Source organism: Daejeonella sp. JGW-45 (assembly GCF_029360805.1).
Lineage (GTDB): Bacteria > Bacteroidota > Bacteroidia > Sphingobacteriales > Sphingobacteriaceae > Daejeonella.
The window spans coordinates 322,087-348,407 of the sequence record NZ_JARKNC010000001.1 but is presented as its reverse complement, the minus strand read 5'-3'; the positions used below and the strand labels follow the sequence as shown (position 1 = coordinate 348,407).

Sequence of the window (26,321 nt, the reverse complement as noted above, 5' to 3'; positions counted from 1 at the left end):
TACGTTGTACGTAATACGTTATACGTCTGGGCGGTTAGCCGAGCGCTTATAAGAGTTGTACGTTATAAGTTATACGTTTTACGTCTGGGCGGTTAGCACAGCGCTTATAGGAGTTGTACGTTGTACGTTATACGTTTTACGTCTTGGGCAGTTAGCAGGTACTTACAACGTATCACGTATAACTTACAACTTAGCCAGTTTCTTTTCGAACATCTCATGCCAATCTGCGCTTAGCTCTTTCAGATTAACAAGTCTTTGTATCCATTCCTTGTTTTCCGGGTCGTGATACCTAACATGGTTGACATCCATGACTGAAATCTTCTCCGGATGAGAGCTGAGATGGACGAGCTGGTCAGTTTTGCAAACTAACCCCGGTTTTATTGTCCTGAGATAATATCCTGTAAGACCAGTTTGCTGAAGATGTACAGGGAATCTTTTATAGTTATACCGGATGCCGATCACGAAGCATGGCCCCCTTGGCTCAGATATTTCCACTACAGCTTCTCCAAGCTGATAACGGTCGCCGATATAAACATTGCGCTCGCAGGCGGATTCGCCCTTTAACGTAAGATTTTCGCCGAAGGCGGCAGGGCCCAGGTCAAAACCCAGTTCATTTTTCCATTTAATAAAATGATCCGAATTATAGCAGCAAATTGCTTTGTCATTCCCGCCGTGATGTTTTTTATCCTGCACCATATCACCAGCAAATGAAGTCATTCCCAACTCGATGTTATCGGCTTCGATCGGCACCTTGCGATATGCTGTTTTCACCGATTGGTGGTCGGCCACAAGTATTTCGGGCTTCCCAAGAATATTTAGTGAGACGATATCAATGTTATTCATAGCGGCAGTTGATTACAAAGCAGCAGCATCAGAAACTGAACAATCATTGTTCCATCGAGATAGAAAAAGTAATAATACTCATCCTTCTTCCATTTGGATTTAAAGATGAGCCACCCGGATAAAACGATGGTGAGCATCAAGCCGATAAAATTACCATCTATACTTCTCGTGAAAAGGAATAGCAGGACCACATATATCACCAGTAAGCCCTGACATATCAGCAAGGCATTTTTTTCACCTAGAATTACGGGTATTGTTTTCAATTCACTGGTTTTATCCTGAAAGAGGTCCCTGATGTCAAAAGGGACGGTGATCGCTGCTATAAAGAGGAAACGTTTAGCTATCAGAATGATGCTGTCGCTTAGGGTTACAGAGGCCTCAATGCTATTCTCAAGTTCGAGTATCGGAAGAAGAACACAACTTAACGACCAAACCGCTGCGATCAGAAACAGTTTTACACCCGGAATGTTCCGCAAGCCGAAATGTTTATCATGAATGCTGAATATAGGAAGACTATAAGCCACTGATACAATTGCCAGCGATACTAAGAGGATCTTTGAAGAAGTGTTCAGAAAAAATACTAACGGTAGTATGGAAAGTACTGAAATGATCGTCAAGGTGATCATTAACCGGTAATGCGAGAAAATCCATCTCACTCTCCGGAACGGCGATCTCTCCGGCTTATTTGGCCTGGCTAAAAGAATACTAAAGTTGTAGAGGGCAAGGGTAGAACAGAAGAGCAGGCCCAAAACATGTTTTTCAGGTTCCGTACCAAGCAATTGATACGTCACTAAACCCTGTGCTACTGCGCATAATGCAATAAAAATATTGCTGAATAACAAACAATCAAGCGCTTGCCTAAGGTATTTGTTCATAGTGTGGAACGCTGGAATTGCTTATGCTGGAGTCCGGCGTAACTCAAATATCGTAATTTCAGGCAATATTCCAACGCGCCCCGGGTAACCCAGGAAGCCATATCCTACATTTACATATAACTGCTGTGCACCTTCCTGGTAATGACCTGCCCATTCTTTGTAAACATATTGAGAGGGGCTCCACTGGAAGTTTTCTGTGATGATACCAAACTGCATTCCATGAGTGTGGCCACTGAACATCGCATCGATCTGCGGATAGCCGGATAAGACTTCACTTCGCCAATGGGAAGGGTCATGAGACAGAAGGAGCTTTACCGGGAGATCGTCAGTATCTTTGGTTGCAACATCCATACGACCATATTTAGCGAAACGACCGGCGCCCCAGTTCTCGACACCGAGAATGCCAATTTCTTCATTGCCGATTTTTACCCTGCGGTTTTCGTTTAAAAGAAGATCCCAGCCCATGTTCTTATGGCTTAACTTTACATCCGCTAAGTTCCTGGCTTTCGCCGGTGAGTTAGCCGGCCCGAAATGATAGTCGCCGTAATCGTGGTTGCCGAGTATAGAGAAAACTCCTAAAGGCGCCCTGACCTTTGAAAAAATGTCCTGGTAGTCCCGCATTTCTGAGGCTACATTGTTTACGAGGTCACCAGTAAAAAACACCATGTCTGGTTTCTCATTGAGGAGCATTTGAACGCCACCCATGACAGCTTTACGGTCGTAAAAGCTTCCGGAATGTATATCCGAGATTTGTCCCAGCTTCATCCCGTCAAATGCTGAAGGGAGGTTAGGGAGGTAGAGTGTTTTACGTTTTATGCGATAATCATAAGCGCCGGATAAAATGCCATAAGTAAATGATGCAAATGGTATGGCTGCGACAAGTGTTCCGGCTTTTATGAGGAATTCTGAGCGGGGAATACTCTCTGTTGCGCGGGTGTTTTTGACGGGATTGCTACGTTTCTTGTTGAACAGTCTCCTTTTAATCCATACGAGACCTCGTCGTGCATCGTCGACCAGAAGAAAGGGAAGGATAAATATTTTCGACATAAATGTGATGAAGAACATCACCAGTATGACAGTTCGCAGCATGAACTTAATATTGAAGAAAATGCTGATAAATACCCCTGTAATAAGGAGTACAGAATAGCCCCACCAGATGTATTTGAAGTTCAGGTGTTTTTTATCGTTCCATTTTGAACTTACTGAACGGATGGCCCGATAGATATATATGTCAATAATGACCAGCAGGACAGTGATGACTATTAATCCAAAGATGCGATTACTCATTTTTTATATTAGTTGTTATCAAAGAAAGTGGTCAGGTTATCAGTAATCAGTGGCTGCGCCCAGTTATCAGTAATCAGTGGCTGCGCCCAGTTATCAGTATTAGAACCGTCTTAGCCGTTAGGTACGTTGGCACTGATTACTGATTACTGATTACTGATTACTGATTACCGATTACTGATCACTATTTTCAATACCGCCCTCTGTCTTCGTTATAATCCTCGTCTTCATCCTCACCAAGATCAGGACTGAACAGGCTGTTGAACATATCAGCAAATGCATACCCCTTATCTAGGAATGATTTGTTGACAAGAGAAAACTCTGCCAGTCCGTGAAGCAGGAATTCCATCAGGAGCAGTTGCTGGTTTTCTGTCAGACGTGGGTGAAATGTCTTTGTTACGTCCTTCAAGCCTGGAACTGAAAGGAGGGCTTCTTTGTATTGCTGAAACGAAAGGTCATCAACCAGGTCCACAGTATTTCCCGAACCAAACCAGTTAATTATTTCAGAATATGGGTTGGTAGCTTTCGATTTCTTTAATTTTTCGGGATCAGGGAAATATGTTGTCATTAAGGTCTTAATCGCCTTTCCAAGCAAGATGTTAGCGACCTTGGTAGGCCCCTCCAGCTCGCCCTCATATACCAGTTCGATCTTCCCTGTGATTGCGGGGATAACGCCCAGAAAATCCGAGATCCTTACAAAGGTTTGATGCTCATCATTAAGCAGCATCCGGCGTTCAGCATTGCTGACCAGGTTTTCGAATGCAGATATTGTTAAGCGGGCGGATACCCCTGATTTCTTGTCAACGTATTCTGATTCTCTTGCTTCGAATGCAATCTGTTCAACGAGGTTTTTGACCAAGCCGTCTGCTTCAACGCTTGAACGCTGACTTATCGCAAGCCTGGCTTCCTGCTGGGTTATTTTCCTTGATATATCCACAGTTTTAGGATAATGCGTAAGGATCTGGCTTTCTATCCGGTCTTTTAATGGGGTTACTATGGCACCGCGGTTGGTGTAGTCTTCGGGGTTCGCAGTAAATACAAATTGAATGTCTAAGGGCAGGCGAAGCTTGAAGCCCCTGATCTGTATGTCCTTTTCCTGTAGGATATTGAACAGGGCAACCTGTATCCTTGCCTGCAGATCGGGTAATTCATTGATTACAAAGATCCCGCGATGCGCACGGGGTATCAGGCCAAAGTGTATGACCCGTTCATCTGAATAAGTCAGCTTGAGGGTTGCTGCTTTAATGGGATCGACGTCTCCAATAAGATCAGCCACGGTAACATCGGGTGTAGCTAGTTTTTCCGTATACCTGTCTGAGCGGTGCAGCCAGGCTATAGGCGTAGAATCGCCCCGGGTTTCTATTATGTTATGTCCGAACCAGGAAATTGGGTTCATCGGATCTTCGAACAGTTCCGATCCCTCAATGTAAGGCACATATTCATCCAGGAGATTGATCATTAACCTGGCGATCCGGGTTTTTGCTTGTCCGCGAAGACCCAGCAATAGGATATTGTGCCGCGAAAGAATCGCAGTTTGCAGGTCAGGAATGACAGTATCTTCATATCCTATGATACCTTCCATCACGGCTTTCTTATCTTTCAATTGCCTGATGAGGTTTTCACGCAGCTCTTCCTTAACTGAACGGGAGTTATAACCTGAGGCTTTCAGGTCTTTAAGTGTCTTTATATTCAGTATATCCATTATCTGACTGTCCTTCTTCTGTTTTTAATGTAATCTTCAAAAATATATTCTCCCAACCCCTGCAGTGAGCTGTAAAATGCCTTGCCGCCGTTGGTTTCAGTAAATTGTCTTACGAACTGCTGCAGATAGGGATCGCGGGCTATCATAAAGGTAGTGATTGGGATGCCAAGCCTTTTACACTGTGCGGCCATGTTTAATGTCTTGTTCACCACCTTCCGGTCCAGGCCAATACTATTTTTATAGTATTTAGTGCCCTCTTTTAAACAGGTTGGTTTGCCGTCTGTGATCATAAAGATCTGCTTGTTATGTGTCTTTCTCCTGCGCAACAGATCAACGGCTAATTCGAGGCCGGCGTAGGTGTTAGTATGATAAGGTCCGACCTGCAGGTAAGGTAATTCTTTTAATGTGATGGGCCATGCGTCATTTCCAAAGACCACAATGTCAAGTGTGTCTTTAGGATATTTGGTCCTGATCAGTTCTGCAAGGGCCATCGCTACCTTTTTCGCGGGAGTTATCCGGTCTTCGCCATAAAGGATCATGGAGTGAGAGATATCGATCATCAGCACCGTGGAAGTAATGGTTTTATAATCCTTTTCTTCTACTTCAAGATCCCGTTCGGTCATGGAAAAATCGCCGATCCCGTGATTGATCTGAGCATTGTGAATCGAGGCGGTCATGTCTATCTGGTCGAGGCTGTCGCCAAACTGATATTCCCTGCGGTCAGCATTCTTTTCCTCGCCCAGGCCGGAGATGTTGGAATTGTGGTTACCCTTGCCGGACTTCTTTAGTTTCCCGAAGATCTCTTCAAGTGCCGATTGCCTGATTGTTTGTTCTGTCTTGGAAGTGATCTTAAATCCGCCGGGGTTTTGGTCATCATCTCCGAGATAGCCCTTTTTCTTCAGGTCGTCTATGAAATCACCCATCCCATACTCGTCCGATGTGAGCTTGTATTGTTTGTCGAGCTCATTCATCCAGGCAATTGCCTCATTGGCATCCCCGGCAGTATAATTCAGAAGCTCAAAAAATAACTTTAATAGCTCTTCAAAACCGCCTTTTGGAAGCTCATTCGGAATAAACTGAGAGAATGAATGTCCGCGCATAATGCAACTCTTCTTTATTAAATACGAAGAATCGAAGATAAAGGTTTGAACATGTTTAAATGTTATTTGCTTGTCAAATAAAAGGAGTAATTTCCTCCTTGTATACCCAACTATTTTTGCAGTATTTAGTAAAAAAACAAAGAAATAAATATGTCTGATACAAGAGTTTTTGAACCTGGATCATATCGTTATCTTCGAGGTGTAAGGCAGTATTCTGCAGGTATAACGGCACTGGATGGTTATAGATTAGAACGTGTACGATTCAGTCGTCCGCTGCCACTAATAGAGGGCTTCCTACGCATCCGGCAACATCTCAGCACTTTAGGTCGTCCGCTCGCCGCATTTGGAGCCTGTGAATTACGTTCACCCGAGCCATTTACCGAACAGGGCTTTGCTGAGTTTAATAATATTTATATGGGCACTTTAAAAGAGTGGGGTATTTACGAAGAGGGAGGTGACAATCCTGTAGCTCGCGCAAATGTCTGTCCGGAGTTAAATAAGCCATTGAGTCCGAGTATTCATGCTTTTACTTACACTATGCCTGATGCTGATGCAAGACCTTCTTTTGTAGTTGCGGGTAGTGCTGAAACTCCCGAGGGTAAGAGTGATTATCTGACTCACAGTATTAGTTTTGGCGACGTATCTCAGGAGGGCTTAATGAAAAAAGGACGTTGGGTGCTTGATGAGATGGAACGTCGAATGGCCGGCCTTGGCTTTAGCTGGGCAGATTCGACGGCAACCCAGTTGTATACGGTCCATAACATTCACCACGTAATGGTCAACGAAATTGTAAAGCGTGGCGCAGCATTAAGTGGTATTGACTGGCATTACAATCGGCCTCCAGTCCAGGGTTTAGAGTTTGAAATGGACTGTCGCGGAGTTTATGTCGAAAAAATTATAGATACAAGGTAATTTAAGTCCCACCGGAGCGCAATCAATACACCTGCTTTTTCGGCAAGTATTTGGACGCTGCTTTTTGATAGCCTTTAATTTGAATGTTCAAAGTTTCGTCTATTTCTACGACGGCAAAACTATTGGCCTGAGAGCCGGTACCCTCGACTATACTACTTAGGGTATAATAATTTATTCCATTGATGGTATTGAAACCCCCATTGTGATAATGCCCCTGAAAGACAAGCGGTACATTGCCTGAAGCTTCTAAGATCGTCCTAACCTCGGCAGAATTGTTCGGACAATGCACTCTATGTTCAATGGGATAAGAAATATCGTCCAGCTGTTGATGAATAAATACGACGGTGGGTTTATTATTTTTATTCAGATCCTTTTTCAACCATTCCAATTGATCGGCTGGCACGTGACAGTCAGTCCAGTCGAAATTGCCACTATCGTAACTCACGCCTTTCGAAGTATAATTGGCATCGAGGGCAATGAAATGCCAGGAGCCTCTATCGAACGAATAGTGTGCTGAAGGTTTAGAAAAACCGGTATTTTTTATCCGGCTTAAAAACTGTGTTTTTGAGATATTATCTGCATCGTGATTGCCCAATACGTGATATAGCGGGCCATTAAATTTCTGCAGTTCCGATTCAATTGTATCCAGAAATCTTAAAGTTTCTTCCACTGTTTTCCCCTGGTCTTTCAAATCGCCATTTTCCAGAAGAAACTCCACTTTTTGTTGATTCATAAACTCTACACACTCGACAGTTTTGCCCAAAGCTTCGTGGTAATAGCGATTGGCCCGCGGGGTAAGCTCAGCATAATGGATATCGGTTAAGATACCGAATCGCATCGGTTTGTACTTTTTATCAGCAGCCAAAATATTACCCCAAAAAGGTAAACTGGCTAATAATGTGGTGGTGCTAAGTACAAATTTCCGTCTGTTCATATTTTACGGGAAAACGTTTACCCTTACTTCGGTTCTCCCTTTTCCAGTGCTCTCTCCGCCCATTTAATTGCCAGCTTCTCGCGGTACCGGGCGTATGGTGCCTTTAATGCCATCTTCAGAATGCTGTCTACACCTCCTGCGGTTATCACACTGAACAGGCTCTCGGCCTTTTGCACCCACGACTCATCCCAGGCACGGAGGCTTAATGAAAACGAACCGTCGATGTATTTCATCCAATGCCACATAGCCCTGGGCATGAATAGTGTGTCGCCATGCTCAAGGAAAAGCTCGTATCCTTCAACCCCGTTGAGCGCAGGAAACTTCTCGAAGTCGGGGTTCAGAACATCGTAATCCTCCAGTGCGTAAGTTGCGTTAGGGATACAGTACAGGCGACGCTTCCACTTGTAGTCAAACAGGATGATCTGCTTTCTGCCTCCAAAATGAGTATGGAAGAGATGCGGCATGTCAATATCGTAATGAAGAAAAGTAACGGAATTAGATCCACCGAAGAACATAGCAGGCATGCTTTCGATAAAGCCGCCCATGAGTTCTTTGGGGAGCTCTATGTCTTTCAGCAGCTCCGGCCGGTGCTTGAAGATGTTAAACAGGAAGATCCGCAATTCTGTTGGTTCGGTTTTTATGAGGTCGAGGTAGTCGCCCATCTTCATCCTCGCCGCTGCGGAGTTTACCGGTTTAGAAGGATCAGCTTTAGAGTTATCGTATAAAGGGACCTCAAGGTCGCCGGCAATACTCTTGAAATAATCTATATTCCACTTTTCGCGTGCGGGCCAGTTCTTGGTAAGTCCTTTGATCACGAGCGGTTTACGGGGTAGCAGGTAGTTTTTTCTGAAATCTTCGGAAGATATATCTTCTACAGTATCAACTGGTTTTAGTATGAAGCCCATGGTCGTTATGCAATGAGTAAAGTCTGAGTATCCCTGCTAAAGAGAAGCAGTTGGTAAAATTAGCTTTTAGACACTTTACAAGCAACAAAGTAAACACTTGAATATAAAAATCTTTATTCAGGTGACTTTAGCATTGCGGATGATCTTTGAAAACAGTCCGGGAACGAACCGCTTAAGCAGCACACCGTATTTTTCCTTTCCGCCGATATAGACTTCCTGCTTGCCGGCCATTACGGCCTTAATTATTTGCACTGCACACTCTTCTGCGGGCATCCCATTCGCCTGGGCGTCATCCATGGTGTTCTGCCTGCTGCCATCGGCTGTAAGTGCATTCAACGTAACATTAGTTCTGATAAAACCCGGGCATACGATCGTTATTCTTATCGCCGGGTCGAGCTCTGTCCTGAGCGAATCGAAGTAGCCGTGAAGTGCGTGCTTCGACGCGGAATAGGCTGATCTAAGTCTCGTGCCGAACTTACCTACCAGGCTGCTGATGACAACGATGTGTCCTGACTTGTTAGCGATCATAGATGGCAGCAATGCCTGAGTCAATGCAACAGATCCCCAGAAGTTAATGTCCATGATGCGTTGCGCAACCTTAATATCCGTTTCCATTGCCAGGGAACGTTGACTGACCCCGCCAGAATGGATAATCAGATCTATGCGGCCATATATTTTCAGTGCTTCGGCGGCTATTTCAGGCAATGTGCCGGTCTTCTCAAGGTCGAGAGGCAATACATGAATATCCAGCGGGCTGCCTTTACAGTTTGCCTTTACGGCGTAGAGCGACTCGGTACTCCGTGATGAAATAATGAGCTTTGCGCCCAGTTTATTCATTTGATATGTGAGCGCTTCTCCAATACCGCTGGAGGCGCCGGTTATCCAGATTATTTTATTCTTCATACTCACTTTACCGGGTTTGAGAGTCGATAAAAAGTTCTGATGCAATGTGGTCTGCAAACAGTTTTCCTTCTTTACTTAAAGTTACTGTTCGCCCTGTAATATTAGCCCATCTTTTGTCTAGAAATGGCTGAAGGTTTTGCTCAAGAAGCGAGCTATAATCGCTGTTAAAGCGCTGGCTAACCAGATTGAGGTTCATGCCTTTGCTGGTTCGTAAAGCTGTCATGATGTATTCATTCAACCGGTTCTCCATCGTCAGGTGTTCAACTTCTGAGGGCGGTGTGCCGGACTGAACGCCCTGGATATATTTCATATTATCGGCTATATTCCATTGCCTGCTGTCGCCATTGAAAGAATGTGCCGAGGGACCGATGCCGATATAACTTACGCCCTCCCAATAGTTGGAATTATGCCGGGAATGCCATCCCGGCTTTGCGAAATTGGAGATCTCGTAATGTTCAAAGCCTGCTCCACTCAGCTCGTCTATGAGAATTTCGAACTGCTGTGCACTTTGCTGTTCATCCATCGGTTTCTGCTTCCCTTTATTGATAAATGAAGCCAGGGCAGTAGCCGGCTCAACGGTCATTGAATACGACGAAATATGAGGTATTTGTAAGCCGGTTAGCTCACGGATGTTAAACTTCCACTTTTCGTCTGACAGCAGCGGATAGCCATAGATCAGGTCGGCGGTGATATTTTCAAAACCGGCATCCTGGACACGCTTTATTGAGCTTTGAGCCTCTGACGCGTTGTGTGCGCGGTTCATCCACTTCAGGTCGTCTTCGAAAAAGGATTGTACGCCTATGCTGAAGCGGTTGATCATTGTTTGTTTCAACTCTTTCACCTTTTGCGGGTTAAGGTCGTCCGGGTTTGCCTCCAGGGTGATTTCTGCCAAGGATAATACAGGATAGTTTTCAGTGATCACACCGATCAGCATCTTCAGTTCATCGGCGCTGAGCAGGGAGGGCGTGCCTCCCCCAAAGTAGATCGTGCCGATCTGTTCAGTTCCGGTATATTCTTTTTTCTGGATGATCTCAGATTTCAGGGCCTGAACCATTGCATCCTTATAAACAGGCGATGTGCTGAAATGAAAGTCGCAGTAATGACAAGCTTTCTTACAGAATGGGATGTGAATATAAATGCCGGCCATGGCGCAAAATTACACTATCTGGATTAATATGATGGTATGCTCTGAAGTCATCGTTAAGAGAGGAGCATTTCCTGTTTATCTGCTGTCCATTTGCCGTTGGTCAGTATGCGAAGGCAATCCTGAAGCACAGCGTTCCGGGCGCTATAGGATATCGTGCTAAAAGCGGGGAACTAAGCAAGCGCGTTTTAAAAAAAAGCGCCTAGTTTGCGATGGTATCAGGCTTTGTCAGGGCAGCAGTTTTCTCCCGGCGGTATTTTGCCATATTTATCAGCAAGACACTTCCCAGGATGATTACCAAACCGAGTATTTGAATGAGTGTTATGTTCTCGTTTGCGAAGAAGACCGCAAGCAGAACGGCTACTACGGGGTTAACATATGCGTAAGTGCTCACCTGCATGGCCGGGCGAACTTTCAGCAGCCATACGTAGGCACTGAATCCTGCAATAGAGCCCAGGAACACCAGGTAAAGCAGCGCAAGCCAGGCATCGGCAGATACGTCGCCCCAGGCAAAACCGTTTAGCTCGCCCCTGACGAAGACACCCGGAAGAAATGCAATGCCGGCGGCCATCATTTGCCAGGACGTATTGACCATGGTTGATCCTTGTGACGACTTATATTTAGAGTAAAGTGAGCCGGCAGCCCATGCAATGGAAGCCAGGATCAAAAGTGCCATGGTGCCCATTTCCACGCCTCCGCTTCCTTCTAATGATGCGGAAACCTGCTCGCTGAATAGCATGATCACCCCTGCCAGTCCAATAATCATCCCTAAAATGATTGACCTGCTCCTGAAGTTTTCAGACCATTTAGGCTGGTCCAGAAGTACGAACCATAGCGGTGCTGAAGAAACCGTAATGGAAGCAAGACCACTGGGTACCGTCTGCTCAACCCAGATAATAATCCCGTTCCCAACAAACAATAACAAGATACCGCTTATCACCGCGTGTTTAATATTCGGGATGCCGAATAGCTTTTCCCCCTTAATTACGCACCATGCTGTCATGAAAATGCCCGCTAAAAGGAACCTGAGTGCTCCCAGTAAAAAAGGAGGAAAGTCGGCCACTGCCATCTGGATAAAAAAGTAGGTAGATCCCCATACGATATAAACGATAGCGAAAGCAAATATCACCATTACTGGCGATGCGGATTTGGAAGCGGTGGCGGTCATTTTATTGGGATATTACTAATTGTTGCTGTTCTTTTACCGTTTCAAGGACAATGGTAGTACGGGTTGATATGATATTGGGGATCTTACTCAGGGAGCTTCGCATCAGGTGCATCAACGCGGCGGAGTCGGCGGTGCGGATCTTCACCAGGTAACAATCATCACCGGCTACGTGGTGGACTTCCTGAACTTCGGGGATCCTGGAAAGCTCATTCGCTGTGTCACTGCAGCCCAAGCCATCGGCAGCCTTTATGAAGACAAAGGCCAGGAGATTCTGGTGCAGGGCCAGCGGGTTAAGACGTGTAGTATACTGCAGGATAATTTCTTTCTGCTCGAGCTTTTTTACCCTCTCAAGTACCGCAGAGGGGGCCATCTCGAGTTCGCGGGCAATATCTGCATTCGATATTCGTGCGTTGTCCTGCATCAGTCTCAGGATGCTGAGATCTGTATGATCGAGCGAAAGTTCTTTAGGAGGTAACATTCTTCAAATATAATCAGTTGGAGAATAATGTTCAAATATTTCAATCATTTGGTGATTATTATTCTGTTTTTTCATCGTTTGAGCCATAAGTTTGTAAAATATAGTGGCCATTTATCCTGTGCCCGAACATGAGGCACAATCCAGTGCGATATTCATTTTGTGCAGCTTTTACTTCAGCGATCGGTTAAAAAAATGCAAATTTGTGCTGCAGGCATATATTCTGTATTCAAAGGTTTTAGGAATGTTAAAACGTTTACACGGTATTATACTGGTGTTATTTTTTCTTAATTCGGCCGCCTTGGCGCAGATTGACAGTAACCGTTCTGCTGAGCCGGTAAGGCAGACTTACAGGCCTGTTTACAGGGATTCCGCCTTTCTTGCCCGGCGGCAATTTGTTCGCGACTCAATAAAGCGTGTAGGCGATTCACTGGCAGTTTTATGGATAAAGGCTCCGGACCCCCATCGGCCGAACCGTTTTGTTGATAGCCTGATGGAGCTGTATACTGTCAAGAATACGGACTTCAATGCCTGGGCTGCTAAATTTCCGAAGAAGGTAAGCCGGTATGACCGCGGAACACCGCGGCCAACGGGCGAGGCCTGGATCATAGGTGTAATCCTCTTTCTTATCTTGTTTTTTGCAGTGATCAGGTTTTTCTTTGCCAAGGAGCTCAATTCCATTGTTCAATCTTTTTACAGCAACCAGATTCTCGGGCAGGTTAATAAAGAAGATAACCTGTTCAGTTCCTGGCCTTTTGTATTTCTTTATCTGTTGTTTGGTCTTATCATCGGGATGTTCCTGTACCTCACGGGTAAATACCTTCAGTTATCCTATCCCGTCGAGGGCTTTGAGCTGTTCATTCTGCTGTCTGCCGCTATAATCGGATTGTTTACGATGAAGATCATCGTACTGAGACTTCTTGGTTTTCTTTTCGATATCCGCCGTTTGGTGCGTGAATACGTTTCGATATTATACCTGAGCTATTTTAATAGTGCGCTCCTGTTTCTTCCCCTTGTTGTTGCATTCAGCCTTACGCCCCGCAGTTATGCCGGCATCTATGGATATATTGGGATTTTGGTGCTGGTAGTGATCTTTATCCTCCAGTTCTTCAGGGCAGGCGTCAACATCTTATCTAACTATAGGTTTCCAAAAGTTTATTTAATTATTTACCTTTGTGCCCTCGAATTTTGCCCATTAATTATACTTTTTAAAGCACTTCGGTTTTAAGTTAATAAATATGCAATTACCAACTAATGAGAAGCCCAGAAAAGTAAAAAGCATCCTGGTAACACTGCCCAAGCCCGAATCCGACAAGTCACCTTACTTTGATCTTGCCAAAAAGCACAATCTGAAGATTGACTTCCGGTCTTTTATTCACGTTGAAGGTGTTTCGGCTAAAGATTTCCGTAAGGAGAAGATTAACCTGGCCGATTTTACCGCGGTCATATTTACCAGCAAGAACGCTGTAGATCATTTTTTCAGGATATGTGAAGAGATGCGGCATGATGTTCCTGCCGATATGAAATACTTCTGCATTTCTGAAACCATTGCCTTATACCTTCAGAAGTATATTCAGTACCGCAAGCGCAAAATATTTTTCGGCAAGCAGACAGCTGCAGACCTTGCTGATGTATTGAAAAAGCACGCTGCCGAAAAGTTTCTTTATCCCTGTTCGGATGTAGCCGCCGAGGAAACCCAGAAGTTTCTTCAAAGCCACGGTTATGATTTCCAACCCGCGATCTTATTTCATACCGTATGCAGTGATCTATCTGACCTGGCTGAAGTGTTTTACGATGTCATCGCGTTTTTCAGTCCCAGCAGCATCCATTCATTGTTTATTAATTTCCCCGATTTCAAGCAAAACCATACGCGCATAGCCGCATTTGGAGCGAGCACACATAAAGCTGCCCTTGAACACGATCTGATTCTTAACATCCCTGCGCCAACTCCTCAGGCTCCCAGTATGACTATGGCCATTGAGCAATATATCAAGCAGGTGAATAAATAAGTTACCTCTTTTTTCGTAAATAGTAAGGAGTACAGACGAAGATTAAATAGAAATAATAATTTCAGCAACCTTTATGTCCTGAAGAACGTATCAAGGAAATATTTTATGTTGTTTAAAATAGAAGCGCTAATTTAACGTTCTATATCGTCCAAAATCAGCTGGTTCTTACGTTGTTGTAGTGAGAATGAGATGGTTACGGCCTGAGGAAAATAGCTGGTGCACCCGGTTTTATGTGCTTTTTTTATTATATTCGACTTATATTCCTTAAATGGATTTAAGGAAATAATAGGGTAAGAAGCGGTATATAAAGGAGTGAGGTGCCAGACAAAAGACGTTAATTGGGGCTTTTCAAGCATTATTACCAGTTAAAACAAATATTTGAAATGAAAAAAATATACTTTATCGCTCTTGCAGCATTGGCGTTTTTAGGAACTAGCTGCGGTAAAGGTGGGACTAATGGGGAATTGGTTGGTGTTTCGGGTAAAAAATTTAAGAATAACGAGGTTCCGTATGGAATGGTTTACATTCCGGCAGGTACTTTTATCATGGGGCAGACAGATCAGGATGTTACTTATGCTCAGATCTCCCAGAACAAGCAGGTAACAGTCCAGGCGTTTTATATGGACGAGACCGAGATCACCAACAGCGAATACAGGCAGTTTGTGAACTGGGTTCGTGACTCTATTGCTATTACCACGTATCTTCAGGATGATAAATATTACCTCAAGCCAAAAGGTAAAGTCGACCCGAACGACATGGGTAAGAAGTATATCGACTGGAAGAAGGTAGGTAACGGCAGTGCGCTTTGGGGTGGTAAAGGAAAGAATACCGGCGATGCATCTAAGCTTCAGGCTATGTATTACCAGGGTGAGGATCGTGTGTTTGACCGTAATGAACTTGACGTGAGACTGCTGAAATACAACTTTGCGATCATGAGATTACGTGAAGCATCAAACAGCAGGTTTAATAAAGAGGCTAAGCGTTCAGATTTTATTCTCAGGGATACCGTTGGCATATATCCTGATACGCTGGTATGGCTATCAGATTTTGCCTACGCACAGAACGAGCCTATGGTAAAGGGATATTTTTCACATCCAGCATTTGCCAAGTACCCGGTGGTGGGTGTGAACTGGAGACAGGCACGCGCGTTCACAGTGTGGCGTACCCGTTTTAACGAATCCTACAAGGAAAGCCGTAAGCTTCCTAAACGCGCTGATTATGAACTTCCCACAGAAGCTGAGTTTGAGTATGCAGCACGCGGCGGCCGGGTAGGTACGAGCTATCCATGGGGCGGCCCGTATATCCGTAACGCCAAGGGATGTTTAATGGCTAACTTTAAACCGGGCCGTGGTAATTACATTGATGATGGGGGACCTTTCACGGTAAACGTAAAATCTTATTATCCGAACGATTACGGATTGTATAATATGGCAGGAAACGTATCAGAATGGACATCTTCGGCATTTGACGAATCTGCTTCCACGTTTACACATGATATGAATCCAACGTTCAGTTATGAAGCCCGCCCTGAAGATCCTGAAGTTTTAAAACGCAAGGTTGTTCGCGGAGGGTCATGGAAAGACATCGGTTATTTCCTTCAGAACTCGGCAAGCCAGTTTGAATTCCAGGATACAGCTAAATCTTACATCGGCTTCCGCTGCATCACGAAGTATCAGGGACGGGATATCAAAGACAAACTATAAACACTAAAAACCTCTACTTAAAAACTTCTACATCTGTTATGGCTCAAAAGAAAAAATTCAAACTTGGTATTAATACGCTGATATCCTGGGGTGCTTCAGTGGTAATCGTAGGCTTAATGTTTAAGATCCTTCACTGGAAAGGGGGCGAGATAATGATCGCTGCAGGGCTTATCACAGAGGCCATTCTGTTCTTCGCATTAGGATTTCAGGCAGAGACTACAGAAACCGACTGGACCAGGGTATATCCTGAGCTGGATCCGGACTTTCAGGGAGAATTACCAAAATCATCTTCCTTTCAGGGTGCAGGCGCTCCTAATTCTACCGCTGCTCTTGATAGAATGCTATCTGACGCGAAGATCGGTCCTGATCTTATCGAGAGCCTGGGTACCGGATTACGCACTTTCGGCGATAAGGTGTCGGCAATTTCCAATGTTGCGGATTCTGCAAGTGCTACAACCGAGTTCACCGCTAAAGTAAAAACAGCCTCAGGTAGTTTCGATAACCTTAATACGGCGTTCAATAACGCAACTGCCAGCTTACGTGAAATGGCCGATAGCGGAATTGACTCTAAAGCATACCATGAGCAGGTTAATTCTCTTGCTAAGAATATTTCCGCGCTGAATGCTGTTTACGAACTGGAATTACAGGATTCAAGTGCTCATTTGAAGTCGATGAATAAATTCTATTCTAACCTTTCGCTTACCATGCAAAATTTTAATGAATCGATGGAAGACTCCAAGCAATTCAAAGAAGAAGTTGGTAAACTGGCTAAGAATCTTTCATCCCTGAATTCGATCTATGGCAATATGTTGTCTGCGATGAATCAGCCAAACCGATAACCTTCAGTATTATATTTTATCCTTAAAATTTAAAAAAGAAATTCATGGCTGGAGGTAAAGAAACCCCAAGGCAGAAAATGATCGGAATACTGTACCTGGTGCTGCTTGGCTTAGTAGCGCTAAATGTCAGTGATTCGATCCTTGAAGCCTTCAAAAACCTGACAGATAGTTTGAACACATCAACAGAAAACGTTCAAAGCGGGGTTGATGCGACATATGCTTCGTTTGAAGCGACCAAACTAAAAGACGAGCCTGCGCGGGCTAAACCAATTTACGACAAAGCGAAACAGGCCAGTGCATACCTGGACGAGCTTAATACACACGTTGAAGGTTTGCAGAAATTGTTTGTAACCGAGGGTGGCGGCATCAACGAAGCTACTGGTGATATAAGTGCAAGAGATAACCTGGACATTTCTCCGCGTCTGATGATCAATCAGGGGCGCGCAGCTGAACTGAAGAAGAGGATCAACGATACGCGGGCCAAACTACTTGCGTTGCTCGACGAAAAGGAACGCCAGGGAATAAACTTTTCGCTTCAGGCTGTCGATCCGCCTAACCGGGGCCCTGTAAAAAGGTCATGGGAGCAGTCGAACTTTGGCGATGGCATCCCGCTTACGGCAGCTATAACTGCTTTGGCTAAGATACAGGCTGATATTAAAAATGCCGAGTCTGAAGTCGTTAAACGTATCCTGGGCAAAATGGACCAGGCAATAGTTAACCTTGATCAATTTGCTGCGGTTGCGGTAGCTCCAACTTCGTACCTTATCCAGGGGCAGCCCTATACAGCGGAGGTGTTTTTAACCGCTTCTGATTCTAAGTCTAGCCCTGATATCAGCGTCGGCGGCTCAAGACTGGCGGTGAGAGATGGCAAGGGTACTTATACAGTAAATACCAGCAAAGAAGGAATTTTCACCTGGGAAGGCACAGTTAGCGTTAAGCAAACTGATGGCTCTGTCAAAACATATAAGACACCATTACAGAAATACCAGGTAGCACGCCCTTCGGCGGTAGTTTCACCAGATAAGATGAATGTATTTTATGTTGGTGTTCCTAATCCGGTATCGGTATCGGCACCCGGCATCCCTAAAGAAAGCCTGATTGTTACCATGAGCGGCGGAAATATTTCGGGGTCTGCCGGGAAGTATACTGTCAACGTAAGTTCACCGGGCACAATTGCTAAAGTGAACGTTTCAGCAAATATCGGTGGTAAGACAACAAATGTAGGTTCTACAGAGTTTCGCGTTAAACGGATCCCGGATCCGATAGCAAAGTTTGCAGGGAAAACCAGTGGTTCCCTGAGCTCTGTGGTTATTAAATCACAGAACGCCTTGTTTGCTATCCTTGAGAACTTCGATTTTGACGCGAAGTTCCGGGTAACCAAATTCAGCCTGGTTATTGCTAAGCCGCGTGCAGATGTCGTTGCCCTTACAGCAAACGGCAATACGTTCAGTTCCCAGATGCAGGCGGCTATTGCAGGCGTGACGCCGGGAACACGGGTGATCTTTGATGATATAGTGGCTGTAGGACCCGATGGTACACAAAGGGTGCTGCCAGGCATGGTGTTTAAAGCAAATTAATTGGTTATGAAGAAGAAGGTAATTTTTGCTCTTATTCTGTTAACAGGAACCGTGGGTGCTTTTGCCCAGCTTCCGAACATGAATAATGATACAAAACCGCAGAAGGCGGTGCCGGAAAAACCTGTTGACGGGTATTATAAGAAGGAGAATATATTAAGTGCAAAGGTTTCTCCCTACGCGAATCTGCGCGAGTCTGACGTGATGTTCAGCAAACGTGTATGGCGCGAGATCGATCTCAGAGACAAGGTGAATATGATCTTCGCCTCTCCGAAATCAAGACTTATCACAGTGCTCACAGATGCTATCGCAGAAGGAGAGCTTACAGCATACAGCGCAGCGTCGACCAAGGAGGATGTTAACGGCGATGAATTCTCGTCGATATTGACTCCGGAGGCAGCTATGGCTACTTTTGCCGACAGTGTATTGGTGCCGATATTTGACTCGGACGGTAATCAGACCGGTACCCAGGTCAAACCCGGAGAGTTTAACCCTGACAGCGTGGTTAAGTTCAGGATTAAAGAAGATTGGATATTTGACAAGCAGCGTTCTGTTTTCGAGCCACGCATCATTGGTATCGCACCGATGATCAAGATCCAGGCAGCAGGCCAATCATTTGATGAGCAGCCGGCATTTTGGATCTATTTTCCTGAAGCCCGTCATTTACTTGTAACTAAGGGAGTTGTTAACCGCAATAATGATGCAACTGGCCTGAGCTATGATGATGTGTTTATGAAAAGGCTTTTTGCCAGTTACATTGTGAAGGAATCTAACCCGGAAGATCTGCGTATAAAAGACTACGCTATCGGTATGGATAGGTTGCTGGAATCTGAACGTGTTAAGAAAGAGCTCATGGACTTTGAACATGATCTCTGGTCGTTTTAGATCTGAGTCGGAGATCTGAGGCCGGAAGGTTGAAATCTCAAAGTTATATAATTTGATAGCCCGGAATTATACTCCGGGCTTTTCTTTTGTAAAATAGTCCTGGAGGGCTTTTACCTGACTTTTATTGATCACTGTCATTAACTCTTGTCCGGTAGCTTCTCTGATCTTCTTTACAGACTTGAAATGCCGTAGTAACTTATCGGCAGTCGTCTGCCCAATGCCCGGAATATTCTCCAGTTCAGTGGCAAGGGTGGCTTTATTTCTTTTGTTTCTATGGAACGTGATTCCAAATCGGTGCGCCTCGTCCCTCAGTTGTTGTATGATCTTAAGTGTTTCCGATTTCTTATCCAGATACATCGGGTATTGATCACCGGGATAATAGATCTCTTCTAACTTTTTTGCAATACCTATTACAGTAACCTGGGTTTCAATCCCAAGCAGTTTAAGACTCTTCATAGCCGAGGAAAGTTGCCCTTTCCCGCCATCTATTACGATAAGTTGGGGCAAGCTCTGCTCTTCATCAAGCATTCGCCGGTAGCGCCTGAATACCGCTTCTTCCATGGTGGCAAAATCGTCAGGCCCCTCTACCGTTTTGACATTGAAATGCCGGTAATCCTTTTTTGACGGTTTAGCATCTTTAAACACCACGATGGCCGATACAGGGAATTTGCCCTGGAAGTTTGAATTATCAAAACACTCGATGTGCCGCGGCAGTTGGTTCAGCCGCAGATCCTTCATCATCTGGGTAAGCAGCCTCTCTGTCCGCAATTCGGGGTTAAGTTTTTCATATTGCTCCAGCTTTTCGCGTCTGAAGAACATTACATTCTTTTGCGACAGCTCAAGGAGCTTCTTCTTCTCCCCAAGCTTTGGAACGGTTATGCGTATCCCCGAGTCGCTCAGATCGGGCGCAAAAGGAACCACTATCTCTTTAGATGTGCTGTTGAACCTGGTCCTGAATTCAAATATCGCGATGGTCAATAGTTCTTCTTCGGTCTCATCCAGCTTCTTTTTCATTTCCAGGGTCTGGGTCTGGATGACGGTGCCGTTCATCACCTTCAGATAATTTACGAAAGCGTGTTTGTCATCGGTAGCGATGCTGAAAACATCTACGTCAGTGATGGATGAATTAACTATGGTAGACTTACTCTGATAGCGGTCCAGCAGGTCATACTTCCTCTTCAGCCTGTGCGACAGCTCAAAATTGAGCTCTGAAACCGATGCATCAAGCTGGCTCTTGAGCCGCCGGATGACTGCGCTTGTTTTCCCGTTAAGGATATCCTTTATCTCAGAAATGTTTTGGTTGTAGTCGTCTTCAGTCTGGAAGGCCTGGCAAGGCCCCTTGCAGTTACCGATCTGGTATTCCAGGCATACCCGGAATTTTCCAGCAAGAATATTTTCCTGTATTAAGGGAAGGGTGCATGTCCTCAGCGGATAGATCTCCCTGATCATCCCCAGGATAGTATGCATCATACTAACCGAGGCGTAAGGGCCGAAATAGGTTGATCCATCGCGGACTATCTTACGTGTCCAGAAGATGCGGGGGAAAGGTTCATTTTTGATGATGATCCAAGGGTATGTTTTATCATCCTTTAATAAGATATTATACCGGGGCTGATGCTTCTTTATCAGGCTATTCTCTAGCAACCAGGCATCAATCTCGGTATCGACAATTGTAAATGTGACCTTGTTGATTTTACTTACAAGTACACGTGTTTTCGCGTTGATGCGATAATTATCTTTATTAAAATAGGACGAAACCCGGTTCTTAAGGTTCTTTGCTTTACCTATATAGATAAGTTCTTCGCTATCCGACCAGAATTGATATATCCCTGGTTTAGGGGGAATATTATTAATTGCGGCACGGTGATCAAACTTTTCCATTTACATAACTATGAGAATACCCATTCTAATAAACCATCAATCCGTTGATAATTTTGATAGTTTGATTTGACAGTTTGACCCCGAAGGGGTCATATGTTTATAGAACTTCATTTGGCTTTGGACTTATTTGTTCTGCTATAAGCATACGACCCTTTTGGGGTCGAGCGCTGATGTTAAACCGGTAGTAATAACTACTCATTCGACTAAAAGCCCAGCTTTTTATCGAGCTCCGTTTCTTCCGACTGCTGTTGCAAATAGACGCCGCAGTCAAGCGTTATGTTTACACCCCCTTTAGGAACAGGGAAATCTCCCTTGGTATACTGAAGCGTTTTGTCGGCATATACTTTCTGCATATACAAACCGAAGATAGGCAGCGCCGTGTTCGCACCTTCACCAAAAGATGTTGAGGTGAAGTGGATGGCCCTGTCTTCAGCCCCTGTCCAAACGCCTGTAACCAGCTCTGGTGTAATGCCCATAAACCAACCATCGGAGTTGTTATTGGTTGTTCCCGTTTTGCCGCCGATTGGATTGGTCAGTTTGTATTTCCAGCCCAGCCGTACTCCCGTACCTTCTTTGATTACGGCTTTCAGCATATCGGTCATTACGTAAGCCGTTTGCTCATCCATTACCACCTTGATCTTTGGCTTGCGTTCGTAGATCACATTTCCGTTTTTGTCTTCAATGCGAAGAAGGTATATCGGCTCGGTCCAGATACCGTGGTTAACGAATACTGAATAAGCACCTGCCATATCGTATACGGATGCTTCGAACGAACCGAGGGCTATAGATGGAACAGCGGGCACAGGACTGGTTATTCCCATATTCTTTGTAAGGGTAGATACTGCTGTAGCGCCAACCTGGCTCATCAGGAACATGGTACTGTTATTCTGTGAATGGGCCAGTCCTTTTTTCAGGGTAATTGGTCCCGGTAACGACCGGTAAGCTCGTGGATTGTACGTAGTTCCGTCACCGGCATCGATACTAACCGGCAGGTTGTCTACCATGTAGCATGGAGAGAATCCGGCGTTACCGATAGCAACCGCATAGGTGAAGGGCTTGGCTGTAGATCCGACCTGCCTTGTTCCCATTTTTACCTGGTCGTATTTGAAGTGACTGAAGTTAATGCCGCCAACCCAGGCGCGCACGTAACCGGTTTGCGGTTCCATTGACATCAGGGAATTACGCAATAGGAGTTTATAGTACTTTATGGAGTCGATAGGCTTCATTAAAGTATCTATTTCTCCGCGCCAGCTGAAGATGGTCATCTTTGCCGGTGTCCTGAAATCCTGTTGTATCTCCTCTTCGGTTTTTCCTTCTGCCTTGAGAGCCTGATAACGGTCGGAGCGTCTCATTCCCTGGTCAATGAGTCCTTTGGCCTCCTTAAAGTTAAACGGATCGCGCCCTTTCCAGGAGTTGTTAAAACTTACCTGGAGTGTTTTCATATACTCAGCCTGCGATTCCTCTGCATAATGCTGCATGCGTGAATTAATCGTTGTGTATATTTTCAGTCCGTCGCGATCCAGGTCGTAAGGAGTATTGTCGGCTTTATATATTGAATTCTCTTCCAGGGTAGCCTGTATATCTTTTTTCAGGACAGCACGGAAATAAGCTGCCGAACCTTCATTGTGGTCAGTAGGGTTGAAGGCAAGACCTAGTGGCAGTTGCTTCAAGCGCTCTGTTTCCTGGTCGCTGATGTAGCTGGCTTTATTCATGTTCTCCAGAACAGTATTCCGGCGTAATATGGCACGTTCAGGGTTTCTATGAGGATTATAGTATGAAGGTCCCTTAAGCATCCCGATGAGGATGGCCGCCTGTTCAGGCTGTAGCTTATCGGGCGTGGTGCTAAAATATGTCCTGGCTGCTGATTTGATCCCATAGGTATTATAAGATCCAAAATCAACCGTGTTCAGGTACATTGTAAGGATCTCCTCCTTCGTATACTGGCGTTCCAGCTTCACTGCAACGATGAGCTCCTGGGATTTTTGAATCAGTCTTTTTATGAATGTCTTTGACCGCCCTTCTTTAGAGAACATGTTCAGAGCGAGCTGCTGCGTAATGGTGCTGGCTCCCTGCCTTTTTCCCACCAGGTTATAGAAGATAATAGTGAAAGTCCGTTTGAAGTCGATCCCCGAGTGATTATAAAAGCGGATATCCTCCGTAGCGATCAAGGCATTGATAACGTTCGGTGAGATCTCGTCGTAACGTACATTTGAGCGATTTTGAACGTAATAGGTGCCAAGAATCACATTATCATCTGATATTACCTCGGAAGCCTGGTTGCTTTTAGGGTTTTCCAGGGCCCGCAGGTCAGGCAGTGCACCAAATAGCCCCAGTCCGATACTGAAGAGAAGTATTGCACCAAACGCAATTATTCCAATAATCCATTTCCAAAACCGGATGGTATAGCGATTTATGTCCTGCTGCGTCAGTTGGGTGTTCATTTTTCGGTTTTGCATTAGTAGTTGTTTTTATAAAATTCAACATACCGGTCGAGCGATTCTCTGTCTGTTATTTTGTCCAGATTCTGTTGATTTATAAAAAACATGCTGTATTTAGCAGCGGGGATCTTCATGATCTCTTTCATCATCGGACTAATATTGTTGAAGTAAATCTGTGCGGCTTCTCGCCCCTCGAATGGGCCTACAAAGATAAGCTGGTTTTGATTGTTAATAGATTTTAATTGATGCTTTATTCCACTGCCAGGCAAATTTACCCTGTTGAACTGCCCTATCCCAAACCGGGAAGAGCTTAAATTTACTCTCGGGTCTGTAATATTTACTGCAAAATAAAACAGTGCGCCTTCCTCCTTTACAAAGAAACCACTGTCTTCCGCTGGTTTGACGGCTTCGGGTTCAGGCTTGCCGGGGGGCTGATCGCTGGCTAATACTGGTGCATTAATCATTGCGCCAGGTGCTGACGGTTCCAGGTGCACAGGCTCTTGTACGAACCTGTCCCTGCTGGGATCATTGTCGACCAGGGCTACTGGACGTGAGGCTATCATTTCCCTGTTAGAGTCTATGAACGTAAGATGCTCCTTAACAAGCGGCACAACCAGCTTATCCTGAGGGTAGGCAGCGATTAATTCTTTGAAAGCAGTTTCAAGCTGTGGAAGCTGTTGTGTTCTTCCAATCGCTAATGCGCGGAGATAATCAAGCTGCGCAGGCATAGGCCGCCCGGTGAAGGATTTTCCGTACCCGTCTATATGAGAAAGCACCCGGGTGTATTGCCTGTTTGAATAAAGGTCGTAAGCTTCATTATAAAAGCGGTTGAATGCAATCTCTTGTTCATCAGCTTTTTGATCATACAGGGGGTCAATAATGATCTTTGCAAAGGGTGAATCGGGGAAGTCGTTTAGAAGTATATTTTTAAACTCTTCGGAGCGTTCAGGATTACTGTTCCTGTGAAGACGGTAAAGGTTGTAATACACGGCAAGCTTATTCGTATTCTCCGGGAACCGCTTCAGAAGTTTCTCGTAGGTGTTTAATGCGGACAGGGTGTCGAGGGCCACATCCCTGTAATAATTACCAATATCATAATATGCATCTGATATCTTTTGATCAGATATAATCTTTTGCCCGGCGGTCAGTGGCATGCCCTCAATGAAGGTCCGCCTGATCATTTCAATATTTGACGCTACCGGGTCGCGAACCGGCTGCTGAAATGGATTGCTGGCAATAGCCTGGTCGGGCGAGAGTGGAGTGGTTATATCCGTTGCCGATTTCTGGCTCCTGCGCCAGTTGTCTTCCAGCTTTCTGTTGCCCCATTGCTTCTTGAAATCAATCAATCCCTGATTCAACGCAACCGAATTGTTGAAATAAAATTTACCGTTCCCGGCAGGATTGGCTGATGACTGTGCTGGGCCCGACGAATTCGATGTGCTGCCTGCCGCGCTTGTAATTGATTTTAGTGCCTGTTCCCGGACCAGCGCACCAATCCTTAACTCACGATCGGCTTCAGGGAGGCCAGCAAGCATCTGGAGTGTATCTTCGCGCGCAATGATAGTGAGCCTGTCGGCGAGCGTTTCAAGGTTAGCCGTTTTTTTATTTATCAGGTCATAATCCGGATAGGTCTTTGGAAGTACAGCCAGCGTACTGTCATAATACGCTTTGGATCTTACGAAATCGGATTGACCGAAGTATATCTCTGCAAGCTTTAAATAAGCAAGACCTTTTTGGGTTGCATTCCTGGTACTCTTCCTTATCGCAATATTATAATTCTCAATAGCCTGGTCCAAGTCATTTTCATCCGTATAGCTATTGGCTATCTGGAAATAGATCTGATCTGCAAAATCCCGGTTCTTATCATCTTTCAAAAGAGCTCTTAACTGCTGCGACCTCCCGGCCTTATTCCCCTGCTGTTCATTCCTGATGCTGATCCTGTTGAGGTTGGCATTAAAGGCCATATCAAAAGGGGCGTTGCTTTTTACAACTTCGGTATAATTCACGTATGAAGCTTCTGTATCACCTTTCAGCTGTTGCAGCTGTGCAAGCAGGTAGGTCCACCGGATCTTATGCTGACGGTTCCCAGCGTTCTTTATAGCCTTTTCAAGTAAAGTAATCGCCTGTTCATCTTCCCGTGCATATAAGTGCAGTTGAGCCCGCGTTGCATAGATATCCCCTACCGATTCCTTTTCAGTGTTGATGTATTTTAATGCAGTATCCAGAGTATTTTCGGCTTCTGTAAAACGTTCTGATTCTATAAACGAGCGTGCCATCCATGCCAGGGCAGCCTGCCTGAGCTCTTTTTCTTCGGGGTACGACTTATACACATAAGTAAAAAACTCTGAGGCATTGTAAAAGTTGGCCTTTAAATGGTTTGCTTTCGCTATCAGGAAATAAGCATCGTCAACATAATTGCTGCGTGATTTTTCATTAACGATAACATTTGCTTTTAAAATGGCCTCCTCAAGATTCTTTACTTCAGCGAGCGATGTTGCCTCTGTAGCTTCTTTATAAACAGGTATCAGTCTTTCATAATCATCTGTCGTTGCAAGCTGGATGTTGCGTTCGCTTTCGTTGATCAGTTCCCTCGCATTATAAAGAATATTATAATGTGCCGTTAAGTTCTGCATCCCGCGGCTCGCGACTGTTTGTTTTTGAGAATCGCAGGCTGCTATTCCCAGGCAAAAAACAGAAGCAAGTAACAGGCTGGAAAAGTTAATTACAACGTTTGATCTCAAATTGAT

Annotated in this window: 21 protein-coding genes; 7 read left to right on the top strand and 14 right to left on the bottom strand. The window is 44.9% G+C overall.

Going from position 1 to position 26,321, the window contains the following annotated elements:
- Nucleotides 1-183: 183 nt before the first annotated feature.
- The 5 genes from P2W76_RS01575 to P2W76_RS01555 form a co-directional block, all read right to left on the bottom strand.
- Entirely contained in the window at nucleotides 184-843 is a 660-nt protein-coding gene (locus P2W76_RS01575) for an MOSC domain-containing protein (RefSeq protein ID WP_276345708.1), read from the bottom strand.
- Nucleotides 840-1,718: a UbiA family prenyltransferase gene (locus P2W76_RS01570; RefSeq protein WP_276345707.1), complete on the bottom strand. Its 879-nt coding sequence runs from the start codon at nucleotides 1,716-1,718 to the stop codon at nucleotides 840-842. The genes P2W76_RS01575 and P2W76_RS01570 overlap by 4 nt, the downstream gene beginning before the upstream one ends.
- A gap of 21 nt (nucleotides 1,719-1,739) precedes the next feature.
- Nucleotides 1,740-3,005, bottom strand: a complete 1,266-nt coding sequence (locus P2W76_RS01565; protein ID WP_276345706.1) for a metallophosphoesterase — start codon at nucleotides 3,003-3,005, stop codon at nucleotides 1,740-1,742.
- Nucleotides 3,006-3,192: 187 nt separating this feature from the next.
- On the bottom strand, nucleotides 3,193-4,704 hold the full coding sequence (locus tag P2W76_RS01560; RefSeq protein ID WP_276345704.1) for a sigma 54-interacting transcriptional regulator: 1,512 nt from the start codon (nucleotides 4,702-4,704) through the stop codon (nucleotides 3,193-3,195).
- Complete coding sequence (locus P2W76_RS01555; RefSeq protein ID WP_276345703.1) at nucleotides 4,704-5,804, bottom strand: VWA domain-containing protein; 1,101 nt, start codon at nucleotides 5,802-5,804, stop codon at nucleotides 4,704-4,706. Before P2W76_RS01555 ends, P2W76_RS01560 begins: the two co-directional genes overlap by 1 nt.
- Nucleotides 5,805-5,954: 150 nt before the next feature.
- On the opposite strand from P2W76_RS01555, the gene P2W76_RS01550 reads away from it, so the two are divergent.
- Nucleotides 5,955-6,716: a hypothetical protein gene (locus P2W76_RS01550; RefSeq protein ID WP_276345702.1), complete on the top strand. Its 762-nt coding sequence runs from the start codon at nucleotides 5,955-5,957 to the stop codon at nucleotides 6,714-6,716.
- Nucleotides 6,717-6,738: 22 nt separating this feature from the next.
- Here the strand turns inward: P2W76_RS01550 and P2W76_RS01545 are convergent, their stop codons facing one another.
- The 6 genes from P2W76_RS01545 to P2W76_RS01520 form a co-directional block, all read right to left on the bottom strand.
- Nucleotides 6,739-7,650, bottom strand: a complete 912-nt coding sequence (locus tag P2W76_RS01545) for a metallophosphoesterase (protein WP_276345701.1) — start codon at nucleotides 7,648-7,650, stop codon at nucleotides 6,739-6,741.
- 23 nt (nucleotides 7,651-7,673) lie between these two features.
- Nucleotides 7,674-8,555, bottom strand: a complete 882-nt coding sequence (locus tag P2W76_RS01540) for a cupin-like domain-containing protein (RefSeq protein ID WP_276345700.1) — start codon at nucleotides 8,553-8,555, stop codon at nucleotides 7,674-7,676.
- 117 nt (nucleotides 8,556-8,672) lie between these two features.
- Nucleotides 8,673-9,458 carry an SDR family oxidoreductase gene (locus tag P2W76_RS01535; protein ID WP_276345699.1) on the bottom strand — a complete coding sequence of 262 codons (786 nt, stop codon included), beginning with the start codon at nucleotides 9,456-9,458 and terminating at the stop codon, nucleotides 8,673-8,675.
- 7 nt (nucleotides 9,459-9,465) lie between these two features.
- Nucleotides 9,466-10,605, bottom strand: a complete 1,140-nt coding sequence (gene hemW, locus P2W76_RS01530) for a radical SAM family heme chaperone HemW (protein ID WP_276345698.1) — start codon at nucleotides 10,603-10,605, stop codon at nucleotides 9,466-9,468.
- A 199-nt stretch (nucleotides 10,606-10,804) separates the two neighbouring features.
- Entirely contained in the window at nucleotides 10,805-11,770 is a 966-nt protein-coding gene (locus P2W76_RS01525; RefSeq protein WP_276345697.1) for an EamA family transporter, read from the bottom strand.
- A gap of 1 nt (nucleotide 11,771) precedes the next feature.
- Nucleotides 11,772-12,248 carry an Lrp/AsnC family transcriptional regulator gene (locus tag P2W76_RS01520; protein ID WP_276345696.1) on the bottom strand — a complete coding sequence of 159 codons (477 nt, stop codon included), beginning with the start codon at nucleotides 12,246-12,248 and terminating at the stop codon, nucleotides 11,772-11,774.
- A gap of 241 nt (nucleotides 12,249-12,489) precedes the next feature.
- On the opposite strand from P2W76_RS01520, the gene P2W76_RS01515 reads away from it, so the two are divergent.
- From P2W76_RS01515 to gldN, 6 genes are all read left to right on the top strand, one after another.
- Nucleotides 12,490-13,473 carry a DUF4271 domain-containing protein gene (locus P2W76_RS01515; protein ID WP_276345695.1) on the top strand — a complete coding sequence of 328 codons (984 nt, stop codon included), beginning with the start codon at nucleotides 12,490-12,492 and terminating at the stop codon, nucleotides 13,471-13,473.
- Between the two features lie 10 nt (nucleotides 13,474-13,483).
- A complete protein-coding gene (locus P2W76_RS01510) occupies nucleotides 13,484-14,254 on the top strand; it encodes a uroporphyrinogen-III synthase (RefSeq protein WP_276345694.1) in 771 nt (256 codons plus the stop codon).
- A 383-nt stretch (nucleotides 14,255-14,637) separates the two neighbouring features.
- A complete protein-coding gene (locus tag P2W76_RS01505) occupies nucleotides 14,638-15,957 on the top strand; it encodes an SUMF1/EgtB/PvdO family nonheme iron enzyme (RefSeq protein ID WP_276345693.1) in 1,320 nt (439 codons plus the stop codon).
- A gap of 38 nt (nucleotides 15,958-15,995) precedes the next feature.
- Nucleotides 15,996-16,796, top strand: coding sequence for a gliding motility protein GldL (gldL, locus tag P2W76_RS01500; protein ID WP_276345692.1), 801 nt, complete (start codon nucleotides 15,996-15,998; stop codon nucleotides 16,794-16,796).
- 44 nt (nucleotides 16,797-16,840) lie between these two features.
- Nucleotides 16,841-18,373: a gliding motility protein GldM gene (gldM, locus tag P2W76_RS01495; RefSeq protein WP_276345691.1), complete on the top strand. Its 1,533-nt coding sequence runs from the start codon at nucleotides 16,841-16,843 to the stop codon at nucleotides 18,371-18,373.
- A 6-nt stretch (nucleotides 18,374-18,379) separates the two neighbouring features.
- Complete coding sequence (gldN, locus tag P2W76_RS01490; RefSeq protein ID WP_276345690.1) at nucleotides 18,380-19,255, top strand: gliding motility protein GldN; 876 nt, start codon at nucleotides 18,380-18,382, stop codon at nucleotides 19,253-19,255.
- Between the two features lie 66 nt (nucleotides 19,256-19,321).
- On the opposite strand, the gene uvrC is transcribed toward gldN, so the two are convergent.
- The 3 genes from uvrC to P2W76_RS01475 all read right to left on the bottom strand — a co-directional run bounded on the left by uvrC (nucleotide 19,322) and on the right by P2W76_RS01475 (nucleotide 26,315).
- The gene (gene uvrC / locus P2W76_RS01485) at nucleotides 19,322-21,136 is read right to left on the bottom strand and encodes an excinuclease ABC subunit UvrC (protein ID WP_276345689.1); all 1,815 of its coding nucleotides are present in this window, start codon (nucleotides 21,134-21,136) and stop codon (nucleotides 19,322-19,324) included.
- Between the two features lie 203 nt (nucleotides 21,137-21,339).
- Nucleotides 21,340-23,577, bottom strand: a complete 2,238-nt coding sequence (locus P2W76_RS01480) for a transglycosylase domain-containing protein (protein WP_276345688.1) — start codon at nucleotides 23,575-23,577, stop codon at nucleotides 21,340-21,342.
- A 14-nt stretch (nucleotides 23,578-23,591) separates the two neighbouring features.
- On the bottom strand, nucleotides 23,592-26,315 hold the full coding sequence (locus tag P2W76_RS01475) for a hypothetical protein (RefSeq protein ID WP_276345687.1): 2,724 nt from the start codon (nucleotides 26,313-26,315) through the stop codon (nucleotides 23,592-23,594).
- Between the last annotated feature and the right edge of the window lie 6 nt (nucleotides 26,316-26,321).

Coding starts and splice junctions, on each gene's coding strand:
- P2W76_RS01575 (WP_276345708.1), bottom strand. CDS start 843: ATGAATAACATTGATATCGTCTCACTAAATATTCTTGGGAAGCCCGAA.
- P2W76_RS01570 (WP_276345707.1), bottom strand. CDS start 1,718: ATGAACAAATACCTTAGGCAAGCGCTTGATTGTTTGTTATTCAGCAAT.
- P2W76_RS01565 (WP_276345706.1), bottom strand. CDS start 3,005: ATGAGTAATCGCATCTTTGGATTAATAGTCATCACTGTCCTGCTGGTC.
- P2W76_RS01560 (WP_276345704.1), bottom strand. CDS start 4,704: ATGGATATACTGAATATAAAGACACTTAAAGACCTGAAAGCCTCAGGT.
- P2W76_RS01555 (WP_276345703.1), bottom strand. CDS start 5,804: ATGCGCGGACATTCATTCTCTCAGTTTATTCCGAATGAGCTTCCAAAA.
- P2W76_RS01550 (WP_276345702.1), top strand. CDS start 5,955: ATGTCTGATACAAGAGTTTTTGAACCTGGATCATATCGTTATCTTCGA.
- P2W76_RS01545 (WP_276345701.1), bottom strand. CDS start 7,650: ATGAACAGACGGAAATTTGTACTTAGCACCACCACATTATTAGCCAGT.
- P2W76_RS01540 (WP_276345700.1), bottom strand. CDS start 8,555: ATGGGCTTCATACTAAAACCAGTTGATACTGTAGAAGATATATCTTCC.
- P2W76_RS01535 (WP_276345699.1), bottom strand. CDS start 9,458: ATGAAGAATAAAATAATCTGGATAACCGGCGCCTCCAGCGGTATTGGA.
- hemW (WP_276345698.1), bottom strand. CDS start 10,605: ATGGCCGGCATTTATATTCACATCCCATTCTGTAAGAAAGCTTGTCAT.
- P2W76_RS01525 (WP_276345697.1), bottom strand. CDS start 11,770: ATGACCGCCACCGCTTCCAAATCCGCATCGCCAGTAATGGTGATATTT.
- P2W76_RS01520 (WP_276345696.1), bottom strand. CDS start 12,248: ATGTTACCTCCTAAAGAACTTTCGCTCGATCATACAGATCTCAGCATC.
- P2W76_RS01515 (WP_276345695.1), top strand. CDS start 12,490: ATGTTAAAACGTTTACACGGTATTATACTGGTGTTATTTTTTCTTAAT.
- P2W76_RS01510 (WP_276345694.1), top strand. CDS start 13,484: ATGCAATTACCAACTAATGAGAAGCCCAGAAAAGTAAAAAGCATCCTG.
- P2W76_RS01505 (WP_276345693.1), top strand. CDS start 14,638: ATGAAAAAAATATACTTTATCGCTCTTGCAGCATTGGCGTTTTTAGGA.
- gldL (WP_276345692.1), top strand. CDS start 15,996: ATGGCTCAAAAGAAAAAATTCAAACTTGGTATTAATACGCTGATATCC.
- gldM (WP_276345691.1), top strand. CDS start 16,841: ATGGCTGGAGGTAAAGAAACCCCAAGGCAGAAAATGATCGGAATACTG.
- gldN (WP_276345690.1), top strand. CDS start 18,380: ATGAAGAAGAAGGTAATTTTTGCTCTTATTCTGTTAACAGGAACCGTG.
- uvrC (WP_276345689.1), bottom strand. CDS start 21,136: ATGGAAAAGTTTGATCACCGTGCCGCAATTAATAATATTCCCCCTAAA.
- P2W76_RS01480 (WP_276345688.1), bottom strand. CDS start 23,577: ATGAACACCCAACTGACGCAGCAGGACATAAATCGCTATACCATCCGG.